Origin of the sequence: Streptosporangium sp. CA-135522 (genome assembly GCF_050949235.1) — a bacterium.
In the GTDB taxonomy this organism is placed as follows: Bacteria; Actinomycetota; Actinomycetes; order Streptosporangiales; family Streptosporangiaceae; genus Streptosporangium.
This window is the reverse complement of sequence record NZ_CP192026.1, coordinates 3,645,259-3,664,269: the sequence shown is the minus strand read 5'-3', so window position 1 is coordinate 3,664,269 and position 19,011 is coordinate 3,645,259. Positions and strand designations below refer to the sequence as shown.

The window sequence follows — 19,011 nt, the reverse complement described above, 5'->3', positions numbered from 1 at the left end:
TCGTCTCCTCGCGGAAAGGCCGTGCGCCTCGGCGTTTCCGGTCTCCTCCCGGACGCCGGGAGCGAGCGGAGTGATCTTGGGAAAGACCAAGTCTTCCCCCTCGATTCGGACGCATTCCCAAGCCAAGGCAATGTGTCCCACTTGTAATCGTTTGTCCGTTTCACGTAGCTTCTAGTCATTCCTGGTGAACGCCTAGGTCTTTGCAGGTCTACGCGTTACCAACACATTGCCCGACCGTGTCGCATCGGAGTGGATCACTCCGCCCGGTGAGCACGGCCGCCGAATCCGCGAGTCGCGGAACCGGGGAACCACGTTCTTGGGGTGAATCGGCGCCTTTGCGCGCCGTAGGGCACTTCCCAGCCCGAACCCGTCAGCTAACCCGGTAGGCGGAATGAGAAGCGAAGCAAGGAGTCACACCCCCGCATGGCCAAGAACCGCCTCACCCCCAAGACCCGTCACCTGACCCGCATCGTTCTGGGCGCTTCCATCGCCCTGGGTGGCAGCATCGCCGCAGTCCCCGCCGCCCTGGCGGACACTCCGGGACAGCTCCCCGTCGCCATCCCCCAGGTGGAGATCTCCAAGACCACCGAGACCCCTCTCCAGGCCAAGGCCGCGCGCCTGCCCAAGGTCACGGCCGCGCAGGTCCTGCGCATCGCCGCCAAGCAGGTCGGCGTCTCCGAGAACGCCCAGGGCGGCGGGACGAAGTTCCAGTCCTGGTACGTCTCCTCCCCCCGCGCCCGGGAGACCGTCGCCCGTGACGGCGGCAACGTGCGGGCCTACGCCAACGCCCCCTGGTGCGCGATGTTCGTCTCCTGGGTCGGCGAGCAGGCCGGCATCCGTCCCACCATGGGCTGGGACGCCTACACCGTCGCCCACGCCCGGTGGTTCAAGAACAACGACCACTGGGGCAACGCCGCCAAGCCCGGCGCCGTCGTCTACTTCGACTGGAACGGTGGCAAGAGCATCAGCGGGATCGACCACGTCGGCTTCGTGAAGAAGGACAACGGCGACGGCACGATCAGCACGATCGAGGGCAACACCGGCAACGGCCGGGTCGAGCAGCGCGTCCGGCCCAAGTCCCAGGTCGTCGGCTACGGCTACCCGGTCTACGCCGGCTGATCCACCGGCGCGCAACACCGCCGATCCATCGGCGCGCACCGGCCGCCCCCTCGGCACGCACCGCCGATCCATCGGCACGCACCGGCCGCCCCCTCGGCACGGAGCACGAAAAAGGGCCCGGCTCATCAGAGCCGGGCCCTTTCGGCGTCCGCCCCCTGCTCGCGCTCTCGCCTCCCTCCCCCAGTCGCGTCTCACGGTCCTCACCCGGCCGCGTCTCACGGTCCTCCCCGGCAGGCCCCCTCCCCGTGCCCCCGCGGCCTCTCGGCACCCCGCCCCCACGGCTCGCCGGCCCTTCGCGGTGCCCGGTCCACTCGAACGACGACCTCGCCGTAAGGAATGTCCGGTTGCATCCCCCTGCGATGGGAGCGCTCCCAAACACACCTCTGGGTGATTTGTCGACTTATATAACTATTCGTCCCCACATAAAGGGTGGGATGTAACGGTTGAGTTTCGGCATATTGACGTCCCGGATGCCTATCGTCCACTCTTCGTGGGAGCGCTCCCAAAACACGTTGAGGGACAACCCGTCGCGGACGCGTTTGTCGGGGACCGATCCGCGACGCCACCTCCCATCGATTCGGGCGACCACCTGAGAGGGGTCCGGAATGTTGAACAACAAGCGGCATGGCAAGCTCGCCGCGGTCGCGGTGATGGCGGCCACCGCCCTGGCGATCACTTCCTGCGGTTCGAGTGAACCCGCCAAGCCGGCGACCGGCGGCGGCTCCTCCGCGCCGGCCGCCGAGCCGGTGACCATCACCGTGCACACCTTCGGCGGTGGCGAGAACTTCGGCTATGACAAGGCCGTGGAGACGTGGAACGCCGCGCATCCGAACATCCAGGTGAAGTACCAGAACCTCACCGACCGCTTCGAGGACGTCTACCTGCCCCAGCTGCTGCAGCGTCTGCAGGCCGGAAGCGGCGCGGCCGACATCATCGCCCTGGACGAAGGCGCGATGGGTCTCATGAAGGCGCGTCCGCAGTTCTTCACCGACCTCGGCGCGTACGGCCTGGACAGCCGCAAGGCGGACTTCCCCGCGGCGAAGTGGGACAACGGCATCAACGCCGACGACAAGCTGTTCGCGCTCGGCACCGACATCGGCGGCATGACCATGTGCTACCGCACGGACCTGTTCAAGAAGGCCGGCCTGCCCACCGACCGCGAGGAGGTCGGCAAGCTCTGGCCGGACTGGAACGCGTTCATGGAGGTCGGCAAGAAGTTCCAGGCCGCCAACCCCGGCAAGGGCGATCCCAAGTTCCTCGACGGCCCGAACACGCTCTACAACGTGATCCTGTCGCAGGAGGCGCCGAAGAACGGCAACGTCTCCTACATCGACAAGAACAACCAGCTCGTCATCGAGAGCAACCCGGCCATCAAGACCTCCTTCGACACGGTGAAGAGCTTCAGCGAGGCCGGCCTGACCGCCAAGCTCGCCTCCTTCACCCCGCCGTGGAACGCCGCCATCAAGAAGGGCGGGTTCGCCACGATGGGCTGCCCGGCCTGGATGCTCGGCGTGGTCTCCGGCGCGGCCGGCGACGTCGGCAAGGGTAAGTGGGACATCGCGGCGGTGCCCGGCGGCGCCGGCAACTGGGGCGGCTCCTACCTGGCGGTGCCCAAGCAGAGCAAGCATCCCAAGGAGGCCGCCGAGGTCCTGAACTACCTCACCGGCAAGGAGGGTCACGTCATGGCCTTCCAGGAGGCCGCGGCCTTCCCGAGCTCCATTCCCGCCCAGCAGGACCCGGCGGTCAGCGAGTTGAAGAACCCGTTCTTCAACGACGCGCCCACCGGCCAGATCTTCGGCGCCTCGGTCAAGGACCTGCTTCCGGTCTTCCTCGGCGAGAAGCACGCCCAGGTGAAGACCTCGGTGGAGAAGGTTCTCGAGGGCATGGACCAGGGCTCCGTCCCCTACGACCAGGCCTGGACCAGGTTCCTCGAGGCCGGCGTCAAGGCGGCGAGCTGATCCCCTCCCGCCCCGCACCGGCCCGGCGGCGGTGATCCCGCCGCCGGGCCGGTGGCCTGCCCTCGGCTGAAAGGCTGAACATGACCCTGCACGTCGACACCCCGGCTCCGGCCCGGCCCGGCCCCCGCCGGCCGTCCGGGCACCGGGGTTCGGGACGGGGCGGCGGACTCGCCAGGTTCGACCTCCGGGCGACCCCGTACTTCCTCGTCTCCCCCTACTTCCTCCTGTTCGCCGTCTTCGGCGTCTTCCCGCTCGGCTACACCTTCTGGGTGTCGCTGCACGACTGGGAGCTCGCCGGGGACAAGACCTTCGCCGGCCTCGACAACTACATCGACCTGATCACCAACGAGGCGTTCTGGAACGCGGTGGTCAACACGCTCGGGATGTTCGTCCTGTCGACGATCCCGCAGCTCGTCCTCGCCCTGATCCTCGCCAACGCGCTCAACAAGCGCATCCGGGGCCGGCTCTTCTTCCGCCTCGGCGTGCTGCTGCCGCTGATCACCTCCGTCGTCGCCGTCGCCGTCGTCTTCACCCAGCTCTACGGGCGCGACTACGGCATGATCAACTGGTTCCTCGGGCTCTTCGGGGTCGACGCGATCAACTGGCAGAACGAGAAGTGGTCCTCGTGGCTCGCGATCTCCACGATGATCGACTGGCGTTGGACCGGCTACAACGCGATCATCCTGCTCGCCGCCATGCAGACCATCCCCAAGGACCTCTACGAGGCCGCCGCCATCGACGGCGCCACGGCCCGGCGGCAGTTCTGGCAGATCACCATCCCGATGCTCCGCCCGACGATCATCTTCACGGTGTTCATCTCGACCATCGGCGGCCTGACCCTGTTCACCGAACCGGTCATGTTCGACGGCAACCCGACGATGGCGGGCGGCACCACCGGTCAGTACCAGACCGTGGCGATGTTCATCGTCAAGAAGGCGTTCCGCGACTTCGACTTCGGCTACGCCGCGGCCGCCGCGTGGCTGCTGTTCGCGCTGATCCTCATCGGCACGCTCATCAACTACTCCTTCACCCGCCGTATCGGGGGTTCCAAGTGACGGCGATCCAGACCCGGCGGCGTCCCGCGCGGCCCGAGGCCCGCAACCGCATCTGGGACGCCGGGCCGCTGACGAAGGTCGTCCTGGCCCTCGCCCTCGTGCTGTCGGCCTTCCCGATCTACTACATGTTCGTCATGGCCACGCGGACCAACGAGGAGGCGATCGACGTCCCGCCGCCGCTGCTGCCGGGCGGGCACCTCGGCGAGAACGTCGAGCGGCTGCTGGCCACCGAGGACGCCTACTTCCTCACCGGCCTGGTCAACTCGGCGATCGTCTCGGTCATCGTGACCGTGTCGGTCGTGCTCATCTCCACGCTGGCCGGCTTCGCCTTCGCCAAGCTCAGGTTCCGCGGAAGCAAGATCCTGCTGGGCCTGATCCTGGTGACGATGATGGTTCCGCTCCAGCAGATGGGCGTGGTGCCGTTGTACGAGCTGATGGTCACCCTCGGCTGGACCGGCCAGCTCAAGGCGGTGATCCTGCCCTTCCTGGTCAACGGGTTCGGGGTCTTCATGATGACCCAGTACGCCACCCAGGCGGTGCCGGACGAACTGGTCGAGGCGGCCCGCGTCGACGGCGCCTCCACCATGCGCATCTACGCGAACGTCATCCTGCCCGCGCTCCGTCCCGGGATGGCCGTACTGGCGCTGCTCGTCTTCATGCAGACCTGGAACGAGTTCATGTGGCCGCTGATCGTGCTGAACCCGGACAACCCCGTGGTGCAGACCTCGATCGCCGCGCTCAACCAGGCCCACGGCACCGACTACGTCATGCTGTTCACCGGCACGGCCGCCTCGGTCCTCCCCCTCTTCATCGTTTTCGTCGCGTTCGGTCGCCAGATCGTCGGCGGCCTCATGGAAGGTGCGGTCAAGGCGTGATCACGCAAGAAACGCAGATTCAGACCCCGGATCTGGTGTTCCCGACCGGCTTCGTCTGGGGCGCGGCCACCTCCGCCTACCAGATCGAGGGCGCCGTCTCCGAGGACGGCCGCGGCCGGTCCATCTGGGACACCTTCGTCCGGCAGCCCGGCCGGGTGGTCAACGGCGAGAACGCCGACGTCGCCATCGACCATTACCACCGCTACCGCGACGACGTCCGGATGATGGCCGACCTCGGCCTGAGTGCCTACCGGTTCTCCGTCTCCTGGCCCAGGATCCAGCCCGACGGCAGCGGCGCGATCAACGCCAGAGGCCTCGACTTCTACAGCCGGCTGGTCGACGAGCTGCTCGCGCAGGGCGTCGACCCGTGGGTGACGCTCTACCACTGGGATCTGCCGCAGGCTCTGGAGGACGCGGGCGGCTGGCCGTCACGGGACACCTCGAAGCGCTTCGCCGACTACGCGGCGGCCGTACACGAGGCGCTCGGCGACCGCGTCCGCAACTGGAGCACGGTCAACGAGCCCTGGTGCGCGGCGTTCCTGGGGTACGCCTCCGGCGAGCACGCCCCCGGACGGCGCGAGCCGGTGCAGGCGGTGCGCGCCGCCCATCACCTCCTCCTCGCGCACGGCCTGGCCACGGCGGCCATGCGCGCCCAGCGGACCGACAGCAGGATCGGCGGTTGCGTCAACCTCTACGCGATCTCGCCGGAGACCGCCTCCCCGGCCGACCGGGACGCCGCCCGCCGTATCGACGGCCTGCAGAACCGCTTCTTCCTGGACGCGCTGCTGAGGGGCGAGTATCCGGCCGACGTCCTGGAGGACCTCGCCGACCCGAGCGGGTTCGTCCAGGACGGGGACATGGACGTGATCTCCGCTCCGCTGGACATGCTGCTGATCAACTACTACAGCCGCTTCACCGTCTCCGGCACGCCCGGCGGCGCGGCGTCGGCGGCGTCGGCTCCCACCGACACCGGGTCGCCTTGGGTCGGCAGCGAGCACGTGTCGTTCGTCGAGGGCGGACGGCCGGTCACCGCGATGGGCTGGGAGATCGACGACACGGGGTTGCACGAGATCCTGCTGCGGGTCGCCCGGGAGTATCCGCCGGTCCCGCTGGTCATCTCCGAGAACGGCGCGGCCTTCGACGACGTCGTGGACGCCGACGGCGTCGTGCACGACCGCGAGCGTCTGAGCTACATCGACGCCCACCTGCGCACCTGCCATGCCGCGATCGAGGCGGGGGTGCCGCTGGAGGGCTACTTCGCCTGGTCCCTGATGGACAACTTCGAGTGGGCGTGGGGATACGGCAAGCGCTTCGGGCTGGTTCACGTCGATTACGAGACCCAGCGGAGAGTTCCCAAAGAGAGCGCTCTCTGGTATGCCGGGACAATCAGGCGTGGAGGCCTGAGCGGTCCGGCAGAATAAGGGGTCGGCAATCTTTCATGGGGGCGAGGAACATGAACGGCGACCGTCGTCCGACCCTTGAGGCGGTCGCGGCCCTGGCCGGTGTCGGCCGCGGCACGGTGTCGCGGGTCATCAACGGCTCACCGAAGGTGAGCGAGAAGGCCCGTGGCGCGGTGCAGCAGGCGATCCAGGAGCTGGGTTACGTCCCCAACCGGGCCGCGCGCGCGCTGGTGACCCGGCGCACCGACACGGTCGCGCTGGTGGTCTCGGAGTCGGAGCTGCGCGTCTTCGACGAGCCCTATTTCGCCGGGACCATCCGCGGCATCGGCTCGGCGCTGTCGGAGACCGGCCTGCAGCTGATCCTGGCGATGGCCCAGTCCGAGCAGGACCACGAGCGGCTGGAGCACTACCTGACCGGGCAGCACGTCGACGGCGTGCTGCTGATCTCACTGCACGGCGCCGACCCGCTGCCCGGACGGCTGGAGGCGATGGGCGTGCCGACCGTCATCGGCGGCCGCCCCGTCGGTCCCGCCCCCTACAGCTACGTCGACGTGGACAACCGTGCCGGCGCCCGGCAGGCGGTCAAATACCTGCTGGGCAAGGGCCGCCGTCGCATCGCCACCATCGCGGGACCGCAGGACATGGGGGTGGGCGTCGACCGGCTCGCGGGCTACCGCGACGCGCTGCTCGCGACCGGCATGACCGAGATCGTGGCCTACGGCGACTTCAGCGAGGAGAGCGGCATCGTCGCCATGCGCAAGCTCCTGTCGGACGACCCCGACGTCGACGCGGTCTTCACCGCCTCCGACCCGATGGCGCTGGGCGCGATGCGGGTGCTGCGGGAGGAGGGCAGGGCGATCCCGGAAGACGTGGCGGTCATCGGTTTCGACGACTCCCCCGCCGGGTCGCACTCCTCGCCCGCGCTGACCACCGTGCATCAGCCGACCGAGCAGATGGGCCGCCAGATGGCCCATCTGCTCGTGGCCCGCATCAACGGCGAGCACCTGGAGCAGCCCGTGGTGATACTGGACACCCATCTGGTCGAGCGGGCCTCCGCGTAGCGAGGCACCCCGGCTGTGTAAGTTCGAACCGGTCATGCTTGTCTCAGTCTCCCCCCTGGCGAAAGGACCACCGTGTCCCGGCAGTTCACCCTCCGCAGCGGCGCCATGCACGCCGAGATCACCGAGCGCGCCGCGGCCCTGCGCGTGCTCCGTCACGGTGGGCGCGATCTGGTGACCAGCTGGCCGGCGGACGAGCCGATCCCCTACTACAGCGGCACGCTGCTCGCCCCCTGGCCCAACCGGATCGCCGACGCCTCCTACACCTTCGACGGCCGGACCCACCGGTTGCCGATGAACGAGAAGGACCGGGGCAACGCCATACACGGGCTGGTCGCCCAGGTCGACTGGGAGGCGGTGGAATGGCTGGCCGTCGAGGACGAGCACGGTTTCGTACGGCTGGCGCACACGATCACCCCGTCTCCCGGCTACCCCTTCACCGTCGCCCTGCGGGTCCTGTACTCCCTCACCCCCGATGGGCTGACCACCACGCTGACCGCGGAGAACATCGGTGACGGCCCCGCCCCCTACGGCTGCGCCCCGCACCCGTGGCTGCTGCCGGGCGATGTGGAGGGCTACGAGCTGCACGTGCCCGCGACCAGGGTGCTGCTGGTGGACGACCGCCTGCTGCCGCGCTCCCTGGAGGACGTCGCCGGCACGCCGTACGACTTCACGACCGCGCGGACGGTCGGCGACACCGCGGTGGACCACGCCTTCACCGGCCTCCTCGCCGACGCCGACGGGACGGCCCGGGTACGGGTGAGCGGTCCGGACGGCGGGGTCGAGATCCGCTGGGACGCCGCGGCGCTGCCCTGGGTCCAGGTGTGCACCGGAACCGGGCTCGGCCACTCCGGACTGGCCGTCGAGCCGATGACCTGCCCGCCGGACGCCTTCAACTCCGGCACCGACCTGGTCGTGCTCCAACCCGGCGACAAGATCGAGACTTCCTGGACGATCTCCCCCGCCTGAGGTGCCACGATGGACAGCAGGACCAAGCGCCCGCTCACTTCCGTGGAGCTGGACGCGCTGACCCGGCGGGCGCTGGGCACCGGGCTCGCCGCCGCCACCGAGCTGACCGACGGCTTCGCCAACGCCGTGTGGCGGCTGACGCTGCGGGACGGTCGCGAGGTGGTGCTCAAGCTGTCGCCCCCGCCCGAGCTGGAGCAGCTGCGCTACGAACGCAACCTGCTGCGCACCGAGGCCATGGTCTACGGCCTGGCCGGGCCCGCCGGGGTGCCGGGTCCCGAGCTGCTGCGGGCCGGGTTCGACGATCCGGTGCTGGGCGGCGACTACCTGATCCTGTCCGCCCTCGACGGGGTGCCGTGGAACCGGGTCACGCCGGCCGAGGCGGACCAGCGCGCGCTCCGCAGGGAGCTCGGTGGTCACCTGGCCCGGCTGAACACGATCACCGGCGACGTCTACGGCTATCCGCACGCCGGTCTGACCGGTGACACCTGGCGGTCCGCCTTCCTCGCGATGACCGACGCGATTCTGGCGGACGCGCGCCGTTACGCGACGCCGCTCCCCCGGCCGGCGGCCGAGATCTCGGCGGTGATCGAGGCCGGCGCGGCGGCACTGGAGGAGGTCACGCGGCCCTGTCTCGTCCACTTCGACGTCTGGCCGGGCAACGTCTTCCTGACCTCGGGCGACAGCCCGCGCATCCAGGCGATCATCGACCACGAACGGGCGTTCTGGGGCGATCCGCTGGCCGACTTCGTCACCCCGACGATCTTCGGTGAGCTGGACGAGGCCGACGAGATCGTGGCCGGCTACCGTGAGGTGGGCGGCGTCGTGGAGTTCACCGACTCCGCCCGCGCCCGGCTGGCCCTCTACCGCCTCTACCTCGCGTTGATCATCCTGGTGGAGAACGGTCCCCGGCAGTATCCGGAGGAGGACTACGCGCCCCTGCGCGATCTGAGCGCCGCCGCCCTGGTCAGGGCACTGGATCAGCTCTCCGGCCGAATGCGGTGATCGCGCCGGGCGGGTCGGCGCGAGGGCGTCACGACGGCCGGGCCACCAGCAGGTTCAGGTCCAGGCCGAGGGGGCGCACCGAGGTGAGGGTGAAGCCGGCGCCGGACAGCAGCCCGGCGTAGTCGGCGCGGGTGCGCTCCCTTCCCCCGGTGACGGCCAGCATCTGCAGATCCCAGGCGACGGCGAGCGAGGCCGAACCGTCCACCGGAAGCAGCCTTTCGATGATCAGCAGGTGGGCCGAGTCGTCCAGTGCCTTGCGGCATGTTCGCAGGATCGTGTCGCAGTCCTGGTCGTCCCAGTCGTGCAGCACCCGGGAGAGCAGGAACACCTCCCCCTCCGCCGGGATGTGCTCGAAGAAGTCTCCGGTCACCATCGTCATCCGGCCGTCCGAGCCCGCACGCGATTTTCCGGCCTGGGCCACGACGTGCTCGAGGTCGACGAGAACCCCGCTGGCGGCGGGCGTCCGGGACAGGACGGCCTCCAGGAGCGTGCCGTCGCCGCCTCCCACGTCGACGATCCGCGCGGCCGGGGGGAAGGGGAACGCCTGGCACAGATCGTTGGCGATCATCTGCGTGGTGGCCGCCATCGCCCGGTCGAAGCGGCGCGCGCTGTCCTGGTGAGCCTTGAAGTATTCGAAGTGTTCGTCTCCGAACGCCTGCCCGAAGGCGCTCTTGCCGGTGCGGACGGCGTGCGGGAACTCTCCCCACGCCCGGTAGAACTCCTCGCCGTAGAGAAGGGTCAGGTCCCGGAAGGGGTTGTCGGAACGGAGGAGATCGAGCACTCCGGTCGTCCCGTACCCGAGCTCGGCATCGACACGCAGCAGTCCGATGTGGGCCAGGAACCTCAGAAGCCGCGCCATCGCGGCCGGGTCGCAGGAGGTGACGGCCGCCACCTGGGCGGCGGTGCGCGGACCGTCGGCGAGCGCGTCCGCGACGCCGGTGACGGCGGCGGCGTGCACCGCCTGCGCCGACCAGTAGGCCGTGATCAGGTTGAGCAGGCGCAGTTCGCTGGAGCCGTCGGCGATCGGGAGGCCGGACTCGGACGGAGGAGCGCCGGTGTGCCCGTCCTGCCGGTCGATGGCGTTCAGGTGCTCGTCGAGGGCACGGGTGTGCTCACCCGCGGAGAACAGTTCGATGCGGTGCACTCCCGGTGCTTCCTGCGCGTCGGTCCGGGGAACGGCGAAGTACAGCACCGAGCGGCCGCCGCGGTCCGCCTCGTCTCCGGGGTTGTGGCCGCCGCCGTCCGGTCTCATGCGATACCGGCCGGCCAGGTCGCGCAGGAGGCGAAGCGTGCGGGTGTCGTCGTCGCGGACCCGGAAGGCGAGGTGCGTCTCGTTCTCCTCGCGCCGCTCGCGGACGGGCAGCGCCGCCGGTAGTTCTTCGCATGCCCGCCGGGGGAGGACGAAGACCTCGATCTGCCGCCCTTCTCCCCGTGGGGAGACGTCGCGGCCGCGGACGATCGTCACCGGCGCGGCCTTCCCGGCCAGGCCGTACCTTTGCCGCAGGCGGTCGCGGACCACGACGCTGGGCAGTACGGTGACGATCTCGAACGTGCGGCTCACCAGCAGGTCCTGCACGTCCTGCGCGGATCCGGGGAAGACGAGGATGCCGGCGTGATCGAAGTCGCAGTGGCCGGCCAGTTCGCCGGCCCTGTCGTGAGGCGCTCGGCCGGGAAGTATCGAGCGCAGCGCCTGCGCGGTGTCGTTCTCCCGAACACACTGGATCATTCGGTCAAGCCGGCTGACGTCTTCTGGATCGATCATGAGCGGGCCTCACAGCATGTCAGTGATCAGGTGGCCATGGTGTCCGTGCTGCCGGAGGGCAGAGCGAACGGCGGAGAGAGCGGCAGGGCATAGTGATCATCGGTGGATCCCCTCCATTGTTACCGCGGTCGCTTCCGAAAACGCGTGACGAACCTCGACGGTGACGGGAAACATCGGGAAATCACGAAGACGCGACCCGAATCGTGTTTCCCGTCGCGGTCATGGCCCCTTGTAGATCATGAGGTCGCCCAGGCGATCTGGTCCCGGAGCCTGGTGGCGGCGCCGCCCTCGTGGCCGTTGAACGGATGGACGGTGATCTCCGCCGGGCCCGCGTAGGCGTTGAACGCGGCGTAGACCGTCGACGGCGGGCAGACCTGGTCCATGAGGCCGACCGAGAACAGGGCCCGTGCCGTGGCGCGGGCGGCGAAGGCGAGGCCGTCGAAGTAGGAGAGGGTCGCGAAGACCCGCTCGACCTGGTGCCGGTTGGCCGCGCAGAACCTGGTGATCTCGGCGTACGGCTCGGTGTCGACCAGTTCCACGGCGCGCCGGAAGTGGCACAGGAATGGCACGTCGATGAGGGCCCCGGCCAGGTCGGAGCGCAGCCCCGCGACGGCCAGCGCGACGCCGCCGCCCTGGCTGACGCCCGCCACCAGGACGCGGTCCGGGTCGACGGCGGGATGGGCGCGGGCCGCGTCGACCGCGCGGACGGCGTCGGTGTAGAGCCTGCGGTAGTAGTACGTGGCCGGGTCGAGGATTCCGTGGGTCAGCATTCCGTGGGTGGCGCCGTGGGGGTCGGGGGTGGCCCCGGCGTGTTCGGCGGAGGCGCTGCCCTGCCCCCTGCTGTCCATGACGAGGGTGGCATGGCCCGCGGCGGGCCAGGTCAGCCAGGGGTAGGGCTCGCCCCGGCCGCGGCCGTACCCCAGGTACTGCACCACGCAGGGCACGGGCTCCGCCGTACCGGCGGGCAGCAGCAGCCAGCTGCGGATCGGATGGCCGCCGAACCCGGCGAAGGTCACGTCGAAGACGTCGACGAGGGGCAGGCCCGCGTCCACCGGTGTGAAGACCGGCGAGAGGGGGCCCGGTGCGGCGAGGGTCGCCTTCCAGAACTCGTCGAAGTCGTCCGGCGAGGGGACGGCGGGCCGGTAGGACCGCAGGTCGTCGAGAGGGAGATCGAACAACGGCATGGAGACTCCGGTGGATCAGGTGAGGGTGAGGTCGTAGACGCTGGTCGCCGTCCCGTGGAGCACGGCGGCGCGTTCGCTCGGCGACAGGCCGGCGATCAGGGCGTCGGCCGTCGCGGACCCGACGGGCGGGTTGGCGGCCGGCGGGAAGTCCGCCCGGATGGGGGCCGGCGCGGGGGTGTCCAGCCGGTGGTGGGGTCGCCGCGCCAGCTCCCATACGTGGTGGTGGGCGTCAATTCTTGACGGTGACGGCATTGCCGTACCTCTCCTGGGCCGCCCAGACGCCGGGGATCTGGTTCGGGTAGGTGATCGGCTTGCCTGCCGTGGCCTCCACCCAGACTCCGAAGTTCATGATGGCGATCACGCTCGGGTGTTTCCTGGCGGCGTCGAAGTAGACCTGCTGGACCGCCTCGATCTTCGCGGGGGTGTCGTACTGGCCGGTGTAGGGGGCGACCTCGGTCGGCGGGAAGAGGTAGGTCCGCTTCGCGCCGCCCGTCATCCGCTCCAGAGCGCCGAGCAGGTGGTCGAGCCTGGCCGCGTCCGCGTTGTAGTCGTCGACGCCGACCCAGTCGACCTCCGCGGGGATGTACGTGGCCGGGTTCACGTCTCCGCTGGCCAGGGTCAGCATGATGGGGAACGGCCCGAATCCGGATCCGGGCGCCATCGACGCCTTCACCGCGCCGGCCATGGTCTGCAGGTCGGCGTTGGTGACGCCGTAGACCTGGGGCTCGTCCTTCAGGTAGATCGTCGCGATCCGGTCCTGGTAGGGCTTGACCAGTTCGACGAACTTCTTCCATCTGGTCTGCTGCGGATCGATGGGGCAGGTGCCGTTGACGCAGGTCGAGGGCGGGAAGAACTCCTCACCCACGTACAGCGCGCAGGAGTGGGGCGGGCAGCCGGCCAGTTCGGAGACCGTGTATCCGGTCGTCGGGTCGTTCCAGTCGGGAGAGACGCTGATCCAGTGGAGGTTGGCGAAGCCGGTGACCTCGGGCAGGTGGTTGCCCCAGCTCTTGAGCGCCCGGGTGGCGAAGTAGCCGTAGTACTCCAGGCCGGGGTAGGGATCGACGCGGCTGACGGCCAGGTCGTCGACGGTGCTGACCTGCTTGTCGTTGCTGACATAGGCGCCCAGGTAGAGGTACGGCCTGGCGATGGGGGCGCCGAGGCCGGTGGTGCGGGTGGCGCCGTTGACGGTGGCGGTGACCGACGGGTCGGCCTTGGAGGCGCCGGTCACGGCGATGGTGACGTGGAAGCCGTCGTCGGCCCGCGTGGTGGTCAGCGGGGCGCTCCACAGCGCGGTCCCGGCGCGGAACAGCTGAACCTCGCCGTTGCGCGCGACGGTCAGCCCCAGTTGGACGTTGCCGTTGGTCACGTAGCCGGTGGAGTCCGCCGCCCTGGACAGCATGATCGAGCTCCAGTCCCCGGGCGTGCCGCGCAGCTTCGGGTCGGGGTCGACGGTGGCCGAGACCGTGTAGGCGTCGTTGACGTCCGGCGCCACCGGCGCGTCCAGCCGCACGGCGGAGCGGCCCAGCGCGAAGGCCAGCTTGCCGGGGTAGTCGGAGTGGTTGACCTGCGAGTAGTACGGCGCAGGCGGGTCGTAGGAATACCAGTTACCCGACACCCGGGTGTACTTCTCGTTGAAGAGAGGCGCCTGCCTGCCGGCCAGCGAGTCGTTGAGCCCGTAGCCGGGATCGACGTCCTTGGCTCCGTCGAAGCTGTCGGCGAAGCGGGAGACGCGGCTGACGGCCAGGTCGTCGACGGTGCTGACCTGCTTGTCGTTGCTGACATAGGCGCCCAGGTAGAGGTACGGCCTGGCGATGGGGGCGCCGAGGCCGGTGGTGCGGGTGGCGCCGTTGACGGTGACGGTGACCGACGGGTCGGCCTTGGAGGCGCCGGTCACGGCGATGGTGACGTGGAAGCCGTCGTCGGCCCGCGTGGTGGTCAGCGGGGCGCTCCACAGCGCGGTCCCGGCGCGGAACAGCTGAACCTCGCCGTTGCGCGCGACCGTCAGCCCCAGTTGGACGTCCGCGCTCGTGACGTAGCCCACCGAGCCGGAGGTGCGCGACAGCATGATCGAGCTCCAGTCCCCGGGCGTGCCGCGCAGCTTCGGGTCGGGGTCGACGGTGGCCGAGACCGTGTAGGCGTCGTTGACGTCCGGCGCCACCGGCGCGTCCAGCCGCACGGCGGAGCGGCCCAGCGCGAAGGCCAGCTTGCCGGGGTAGTCGGAGTGGTTGACCTGCGAGTAGTACGGCGCAGGCGGATTAGTGGAGGTCCATGACCCCGACACCCGGGTGTAGGTGACACCCCGCGCGGTCCCGCCCTGCCGTACTCCCAGGGAGTCGTTGAGCCCGTAGGTGGGGTCGGTGTCGCGTGCCCGGTCGAAGGTGTCGGTGAGCTGGGGGGCCGCGGCAGCGGTGGCGGTGGCGGCCGGAAGGGCTGTCAGGCAGGAGGCGAGCAGGGTCAGGCATAACAGGGTGCGCTTCATCGGCGGCCCTTTCCGAGGTCGTGACGGGCGAGCCGGGCGGCGGCGGCCGCGCCGTCGCCCGAGTACGTGATCGGCGCCGCGGGCCAGCGTTCGGCGACCGCCTCTCCCACGGCGACGGCGAGCGGGGTGCCGGCGGCGAGCAGGCCGCCGCCGAGCACGACGGGCGAGTCGTCCGCCGCGTCCCGGACGACGCCCAGGGTGGTCACGAGGTGGGCGGCGGCCCGGGCGAGGATGTCCACCGCGTCCCGATCGCCCTCGGCGGCGGCCTGGACCACCGCGGGAGCCAGTGCGGCCGGCGCGGTCACCGGGGCGGCGTGCACCGCCTCGACCACTCTCCCGACGGCGGCGCGATCGGCGGGTCCGCCCCCGGCGAGCCGCTCCAGCACGGCCGTGGCGAGCGGCGGAGCGAGCCCGCGGTCGATGGACCGCAGCGCGTGCCGCACCGCCTCCCTGCCGATCCAGACCCCCGACCCGAGGTCGCCCAGCAGCCAGCCGTGGCCGTCGGCGGTCCGCGTCACCGCGTGGTCGACGATCCGGGCGGCGGCCGCCCCGGTCCCGCTGACCAGGACATTTCCCGAGGCGTGGTGCGTGCCGGCGACGAAGGCCAGCTCCACGTCGCTTACCAGCCGGGGCCCGCGGCCGAGCCCCAGCCGGGCCCAGAGCCGGTCGAACTCCGCCGCGTGACGGCCCATCCCGCCCGCCAGGCCGATCACTCCGGCGCGCACGCGGGCCGGGTCCAGCCCGGCCAGTGCCTCACGGACGGTCGCGCCGATCACCTCCACGGCCACGGCGCCGTGGGCGACCGGATTGCCGCCACCGCCCGTCGCCCTGGCGATCACCGTGCCCTCCAGGTCGGCGACCAGCGCCCTGGTGGTGCTGCCGCCCACGTCCAGTCCGAGGGTGAGGGTCATTTGAGCGCTCCTTCCGTCATGCCGGCCTGGATGTGCCGTTGGAAGACGACGTAGACGGCGAGCATCGGAAGGATCGACATGCTGAGCGCCGCGAACAGGGCGCCCCAGTCGGCGCTGTAGCCGGTGGCGGTCGAGATGTCGGCGATGCCCTGGGTGAGCACCCACTTGTCACGGGCGTTGCCGCTGAGCAGCACGAGCGGCAACTGGTATTGGTTCCACTGCCCGAGGACGTTGAAGATCGTGATGCCGGTCAGCGCGGGTCTCGCCATGGGAAGCATCACCTGGAAGAAGATCCGTGAGTGCGAGGCGCCGTCCATGAACGCCGCCTCGGCCACCGAGCCGGGCAGCGTCCTGAAGAACGCGGTCAGGAAGAACACCGTGAAGGGCAGCGAGTAGGCGATGTACACCAGCACCAGTCCGCCGTGCGTGTCCAGGCCGATGAACGGGCCGATGACCGGGATCGAGCCGGTGTTCTTGACCACGAAGAAGAGCGGGGTGAGCGCCAGGTAGACGGGGAAGGCCATGCCGGAGACCAGGAGCAGGTAGATGGCGCCGCTGCCACGGAAGGGATAGCGGGCCAGCACGTAGGCGGCCATCGAGCCCAGCACCATGGTGCCCGCCGTGGAGAACAGCACGACGATCACGGTGTTGACCAGGTAGGTGCCGATGTGCGCCTGGTCGACGGCTCTGGCCCAGTTGTCGAGCCGGAGCCTGGCCGGCAGCGTCCAGGCGGGGCCGAAGATCTCCGCGGTGTCCTTGAAGGACGCCAGGAAGGTCCACAGCATCGGGACGATGACCAGGATCGCCCAGAGGATCAGCGCCAGGTGCGCCAGCCGCCTCGGCCCGCGCGGGGCCCGTGGGGCACGAGGCGGGCTCGGGGCGCGCCGCCGTACGGCGGGATGGACGTCGACGGCCATCGTCAGAACTCCAGTCGGTCGCGCCGGGTCAGCCGCAGGGTGAGCGCGGCGAAGGTGATCGTGCAGAAGAACAGGGCCACCCCGATGGCCGACGCGTAACCGAACTTCGCGTAGCCGAAGGCGTTGCGGTAGACCTCGTTCGCCAGCACGGTGGTGCTGTAGTCGGGGCCGCCGTGCTCGGCCGACAGCACGAACACGATCGAGAACGCGTCGAAGGCGGCGACCCCCAGATAGACCCAGCCGACCTGCACGGTGTGCCGCAGCAGGGGCAGGGTCACCTGGAAGAAGGCGGCGGCCTTGCCCGCACCGTCGATCTGCGCGGCCTCGTGCAGCTCTCTGGGGATCGCGGCCATGCCGGCGGAGAACAGCACGACGTAGAAGCCGACCGCCTGCCAGACCAGCACCCCGAGGATGGACCACAGGGCCAGGCCCGGGTCGGTGAGGAAGCCGACGGGTTCCAGGCCCAGCTGCATGAGCAGCCCGTTGACGACGCCGCTGCGGTCGGGGCGGAGCACCGACTGGAACATCACCGCGATGATCGTGACCGACAGGACCTGGGGGAAGAAGAACACCACGCGGTAGAAGCGCGACCCGCGGATCCCGGCGCCGGGGCGGTCGCCTCCGGCGTTGAGCAGGTACGCGAAGAAAAGGGCGAGCCCGAGGGTGATGACGGGCAGGCCGGCCAGGAGGATCGCGTTGTGGCTGATCGCCTTCCAGAAGACGGGATCGTCCAGCAACCGCCGGAAGTTCTCCAGCCCGATGAACTCCGGCCGGGCGTCGATCCCCCTCCAGTCGGTCATCGAGATCTGGAACGCCTGGGCGTACGGGGAGATCACGTAGACCACGTAGAGGAGGACGGGCACCGTCAGGAATCCGATGACGAAGCGCCGTCGTCCGTGCCGCACGGCGGGCTACCTCGAGAACTTCTTGATCGAGGAGTCCTTCTTGACGGCGTCGGCCTTGCGCTGCAGACGCTCCGCCCACTGGTCGGCGGTGATGCCGCCGGTCATGAGCCGGCCGGTGGCGGCGTCCAGTTCGGTGGCGATCTCCTTATACCACTCGTGCACACGCCAGTTGACCAGGCCGGTCCCCGCCGCGCTCAGTGCGGCCGCCGCGCTCTTGAGCCCTGGCCGGGCGTCGGCGGGCAGTACGGCGTCGCGGACCGTGGTGAGCGTGCTGACCAGGCCGCTGTACTTGCCCGCGCCCTCGCTGGACACCATCGTGCGCAGATACTCCATGCCCGCCTGTGGGTTCTTGCTCCTGGACGCCACGAGGAACCCGGCGCCGGGCATCGCGTGCAGCGCGGTGTTCGGGAGCGCCTCAGCGGCCTCGAGCGCGGGGACCGGGGACATGGCGTAGCCGAAGTCGGCCGGGGCGACCTTCTTCTGCTCGTTCTCCAGCCAGGAGCCGTTGGGGATCACGGCGACCTCGTAGCCGTTCTGCCTGGTCTGCGACTCGGTGTGGTTGAGGCCCTCGGTCCCCTGCAGCAGGTAGCCCTTGGCGTGCAGCTCGCCGAACGCGGTGGCCGCCTTCCTGAGCGCGTCGACCTTCCAGGCGCCGTCCTCCAGGTTGTCGACGTTCCTCATCACGTCGAGCCCCCCGTGCTTGACGGCCATCGTCAGGATCGCCTCCCAGACATAGCCGGGGTACTTTCCCGCGTAGGCGAACGGCGCGATGCCGGCCTTCTTGATCTCTCCGCAGAGGGTGAGGAACTCATCCCAGGTGGTGGCGGGTTTCCAGCCCTTCTCGGCGAACAGCTTTCCGGAGTACCAGAAGCCGAAGATCATGAACACGTACGGCAGGCTGTACGGCTTCCCGTCGAACGAACCGGCCTCGATCGCGGCGGGCAGCAGGACCTCACGCACCTTCTTGCCCGGGTCGTCCCAGGAGGGGGCTTCGAGCAGCGGCGTCAGGTCCTGCGCCTGACCGCCCTGCACCAGCGCCGCCAGGTCGAGCGCCTGGGCGCCGTCGTTGTTGATCACTTCGGGCGGGTCGCCGCCGACGAAACGCGGCTGCAGGGTCCCGGAGATCTCCTTGGTGCTGACGTGCTTGAGCCGCACCTTGGGATGCCTGCTCAGGAACATCGGCTCGTGGATCTCGGTGGCGTAGGCGTCGCCGAATCCGCCGTCGAAGATGACGATCTCAAGGGGGCCGGTCTCGTCGATGCCGAGCGGGTTGGTGGCGCTGATCGCGCCCGTCATGGCCGGCTTGGGCGTGCCGGCGGCGCCGCCGGGCATGGCGCAGGCCGCGGCCAGCAGGCCGGTCCCCGTCAGGGCCGCTCCGCGCAGAAGCTGACGCCGGGAAAGATCTTTCATGGTCGTT

General features: G+C 69.8%; 16 protein-coding genes and 1 riboswitch. Of the genes, 8 read left to right on the top strand and 8 right to left on the bottom strand.

What is annotated here, in order from left to right; translation table 11 throughout:
• The first annotated feature begins 267 nt into the window (after window positions 1-267).
• Window positions 268-403: riboswitch (cyclic di-AMP (ydaO/yuaA leader) on the top strand.
• A gap of 20 nt (window positions 404-423) precedes the next feature.
• The 8 genes from ACQPYK_RS17260 to ACQPYK_RS17225 all read left to right on the top strand — a co-directional run bounded on the left by ACQPYK_RS17260 (window position 424) and on the right by ACQPYK_RS17225 (window position 9,436).
• Window positions 424-1,119: a CHAP domain-containing protein gene (locus ACQPYK_RS17260; protein WP_433256370.1), complete on the top strand. Its 696-nt coding sequence runs from the start codon at window positions 424-426 to the stop codon at window positions 1,117-1,119.
• Window positions 1,120-1,724: 605 nt separating this feature from the next.
• Complete coding sequence (locus ACQPYK_RS17255; RefSeq protein ID WP_433256368.1) at window positions 1,725-3,077, top strand: ABC transporter substrate-binding protein; 1,353 nt, start codon at window positions 1,725-1,727, stop codon at window positions 3,075-3,077.
• Between the two features lie 80 nt (window positions 3,078-3,157).
• Entirely contained in the window at window positions 3,158-4,132 is a 975-nt protein-coding gene (locus ACQPYK_RS17250; RefSeq protein ID WP_433256366.1) for a carbohydrate ABC transporter permease, read from the top strand.
• Window positions 4,129-5,007 carry a carbohydrate ABC transporter permease gene (locus tag ACQPYK_RS17245; RefSeq protein WP_433256364.1) on the top strand — a complete coding sequence of 293 codons (879 nt, stop codon included), beginning with the start codon at window positions 4,129-4,131 and terminating at the stop codon, window positions 5,005-5,007. The genes ACQPYK_RS17250 and ACQPYK_RS17245 overlap by 4 nt, the downstream gene beginning before the upstream one ends.
• Window positions 5,004-6,428 (top strand): GH1 family beta-glucosidase, encoded by a 1,425-nt coding sequence (locus ACQPYK_RS17240; protein WP_433256362.1) that lies wholly within the window; start codon window positions 5,004-5,006, stop codon window positions 6,426-6,428. Before ACQPYK_RS17245 ends, ACQPYK_RS17240 begins: the two co-directional genes overlap by 4 nt.
• Before the next feature lie 32 nt (window positions 6,429-6,460).
• Entirely contained in the window at window positions 6,461-7,468 is a 1,008-nt protein-coding gene (locus ACQPYK_RS17235; RefSeq protein ID WP_433256360.1) for a LacI family DNA-binding transcriptional regulator, read from the top strand.
• 72 nt (window positions 7,469-7,540) lie between these two features.
• Entirely contained in the window at window positions 7,541-8,434 is an 894-nt protein-coding gene (locus ACQPYK_RS17230; RefSeq protein ID WP_433256358.1) for an aldose 1-epimerase family protein, read from the top strand.
• Window positions 8,435-8,443: 9 nt separating this feature from the next.
• A complete protein-coding gene (locus tag ACQPYK_RS17225) occupies window positions 8,444-9,436 on the top strand; it encodes a phosphotransferase family protein (RefSeq protein WP_433256357.1) in 993 nt (330 codons plus the stop codon).
• Window positions 9,437-9,464: 28 nt separating this feature from the next.
• On the opposite strand, the gene ACQPYK_RS17220 is transcribed toward ACQPYK_RS17225, so the two are convergent.
• The 8 genes from ACQPYK_RS17220 to ngcE form a co-directional block, all read right to left on the bottom strand.
• Complete coding sequence (locus ACQPYK_RS17220) at window positions 9,465-11,162, bottom strand: methyltransferase (protein WP_433256355.1); 1,698 nt, start codon at window positions 11,160-11,162, stop codon at window positions 9,465-9,467.
• A gap of 272 nt (window positions 11,163-11,434) precedes the next feature.
• A complete protein-coding gene (locus ACQPYK_RS17215; RefSeq protein WP_433256353.1) occupies window positions 11,435-12,382 on the bottom strand; it encodes an acetylxylan esterase in 948 nt (315 codons plus the stop codon).
• Between the two features lie 15 nt (window positions 12,383-12,397).
• Window positions 12,398-12,634, bottom strand: a complete 237-nt coding sequence (locus tag ACQPYK_RS17210; protein WP_433256352.1) for a hypothetical protein — start codon at window positions 12,632-12,634, stop codon at window positions 12,398-12,400.
• Window positions 12,612-14,861 (bottom strand): hypothetical protein, encoded by a 2,250-nt coding sequence (locus ACQPYK_RS17205; RefSeq protein ID WP_433256351.1) that lies wholly within the window; start codon window positions 14,859-14,861, stop codon window positions 12,612-12,614. Before ACQPYK_RS17205 ends, ACQPYK_RS17210 begins: the two co-directional genes overlap by 23 nt.
• Window positions 14,858-15,772 carry an N-acetylglucosamine kinase gene (locus ACQPYK_RS17200; RefSeq protein WP_433256349.1) on the bottom strand — a complete coding sequence of 305 codons (915 nt, stop codon included), beginning with the start codon at window positions 15,770-15,772 and terminating at the stop codon, window positions 14,858-14,860. The genes ACQPYK_RS17205 and ACQPYK_RS17200 overlap by 4 nt, the downstream gene beginning before the upstream one ends.
• On the bottom strand, window positions 15,769-16,689 hold the full coding sequence (locus ACQPYK_RS17195) for a carbohydrate ABC transporter permease (RefSeq protein ID WP_433256347.1): 921 nt from the start codon (window positions 16,687-16,689) through the stop codon (window positions 15,769-15,771). The genes ACQPYK_RS17200 and ACQPYK_RS17195 overlap by 4 nt, the downstream gene beginning before the upstream one ends.
• Window positions 16,690-16,691: 2 nt before the next feature.
• Window positions 16,692-17,594, bottom strand: a complete 903-nt coding sequence (locus tag ACQPYK_RS17190; protein ID WP_433256345.1) for a carbohydrate ABC transporter permease — start codon at window positions 17,592-17,594, stop codon at window positions 16,692-16,694.
• A gap of 6 nt (window positions 17,595-17,600) precedes the next feature.
• Entirely contained in the window at window positions 17,601-19,004 is a 1,404-nt protein-coding gene (ngcE, locus tag ACQPYK_RS17185; RefSeq protein WP_433256343.1) for an N-acetylglucosamine/diacetylchitobiose ABC transporter substrate-binding protein, read from the bottom strand.
• Window positions 19,005-19,011 lie beyond the last annotated feature (7 nt).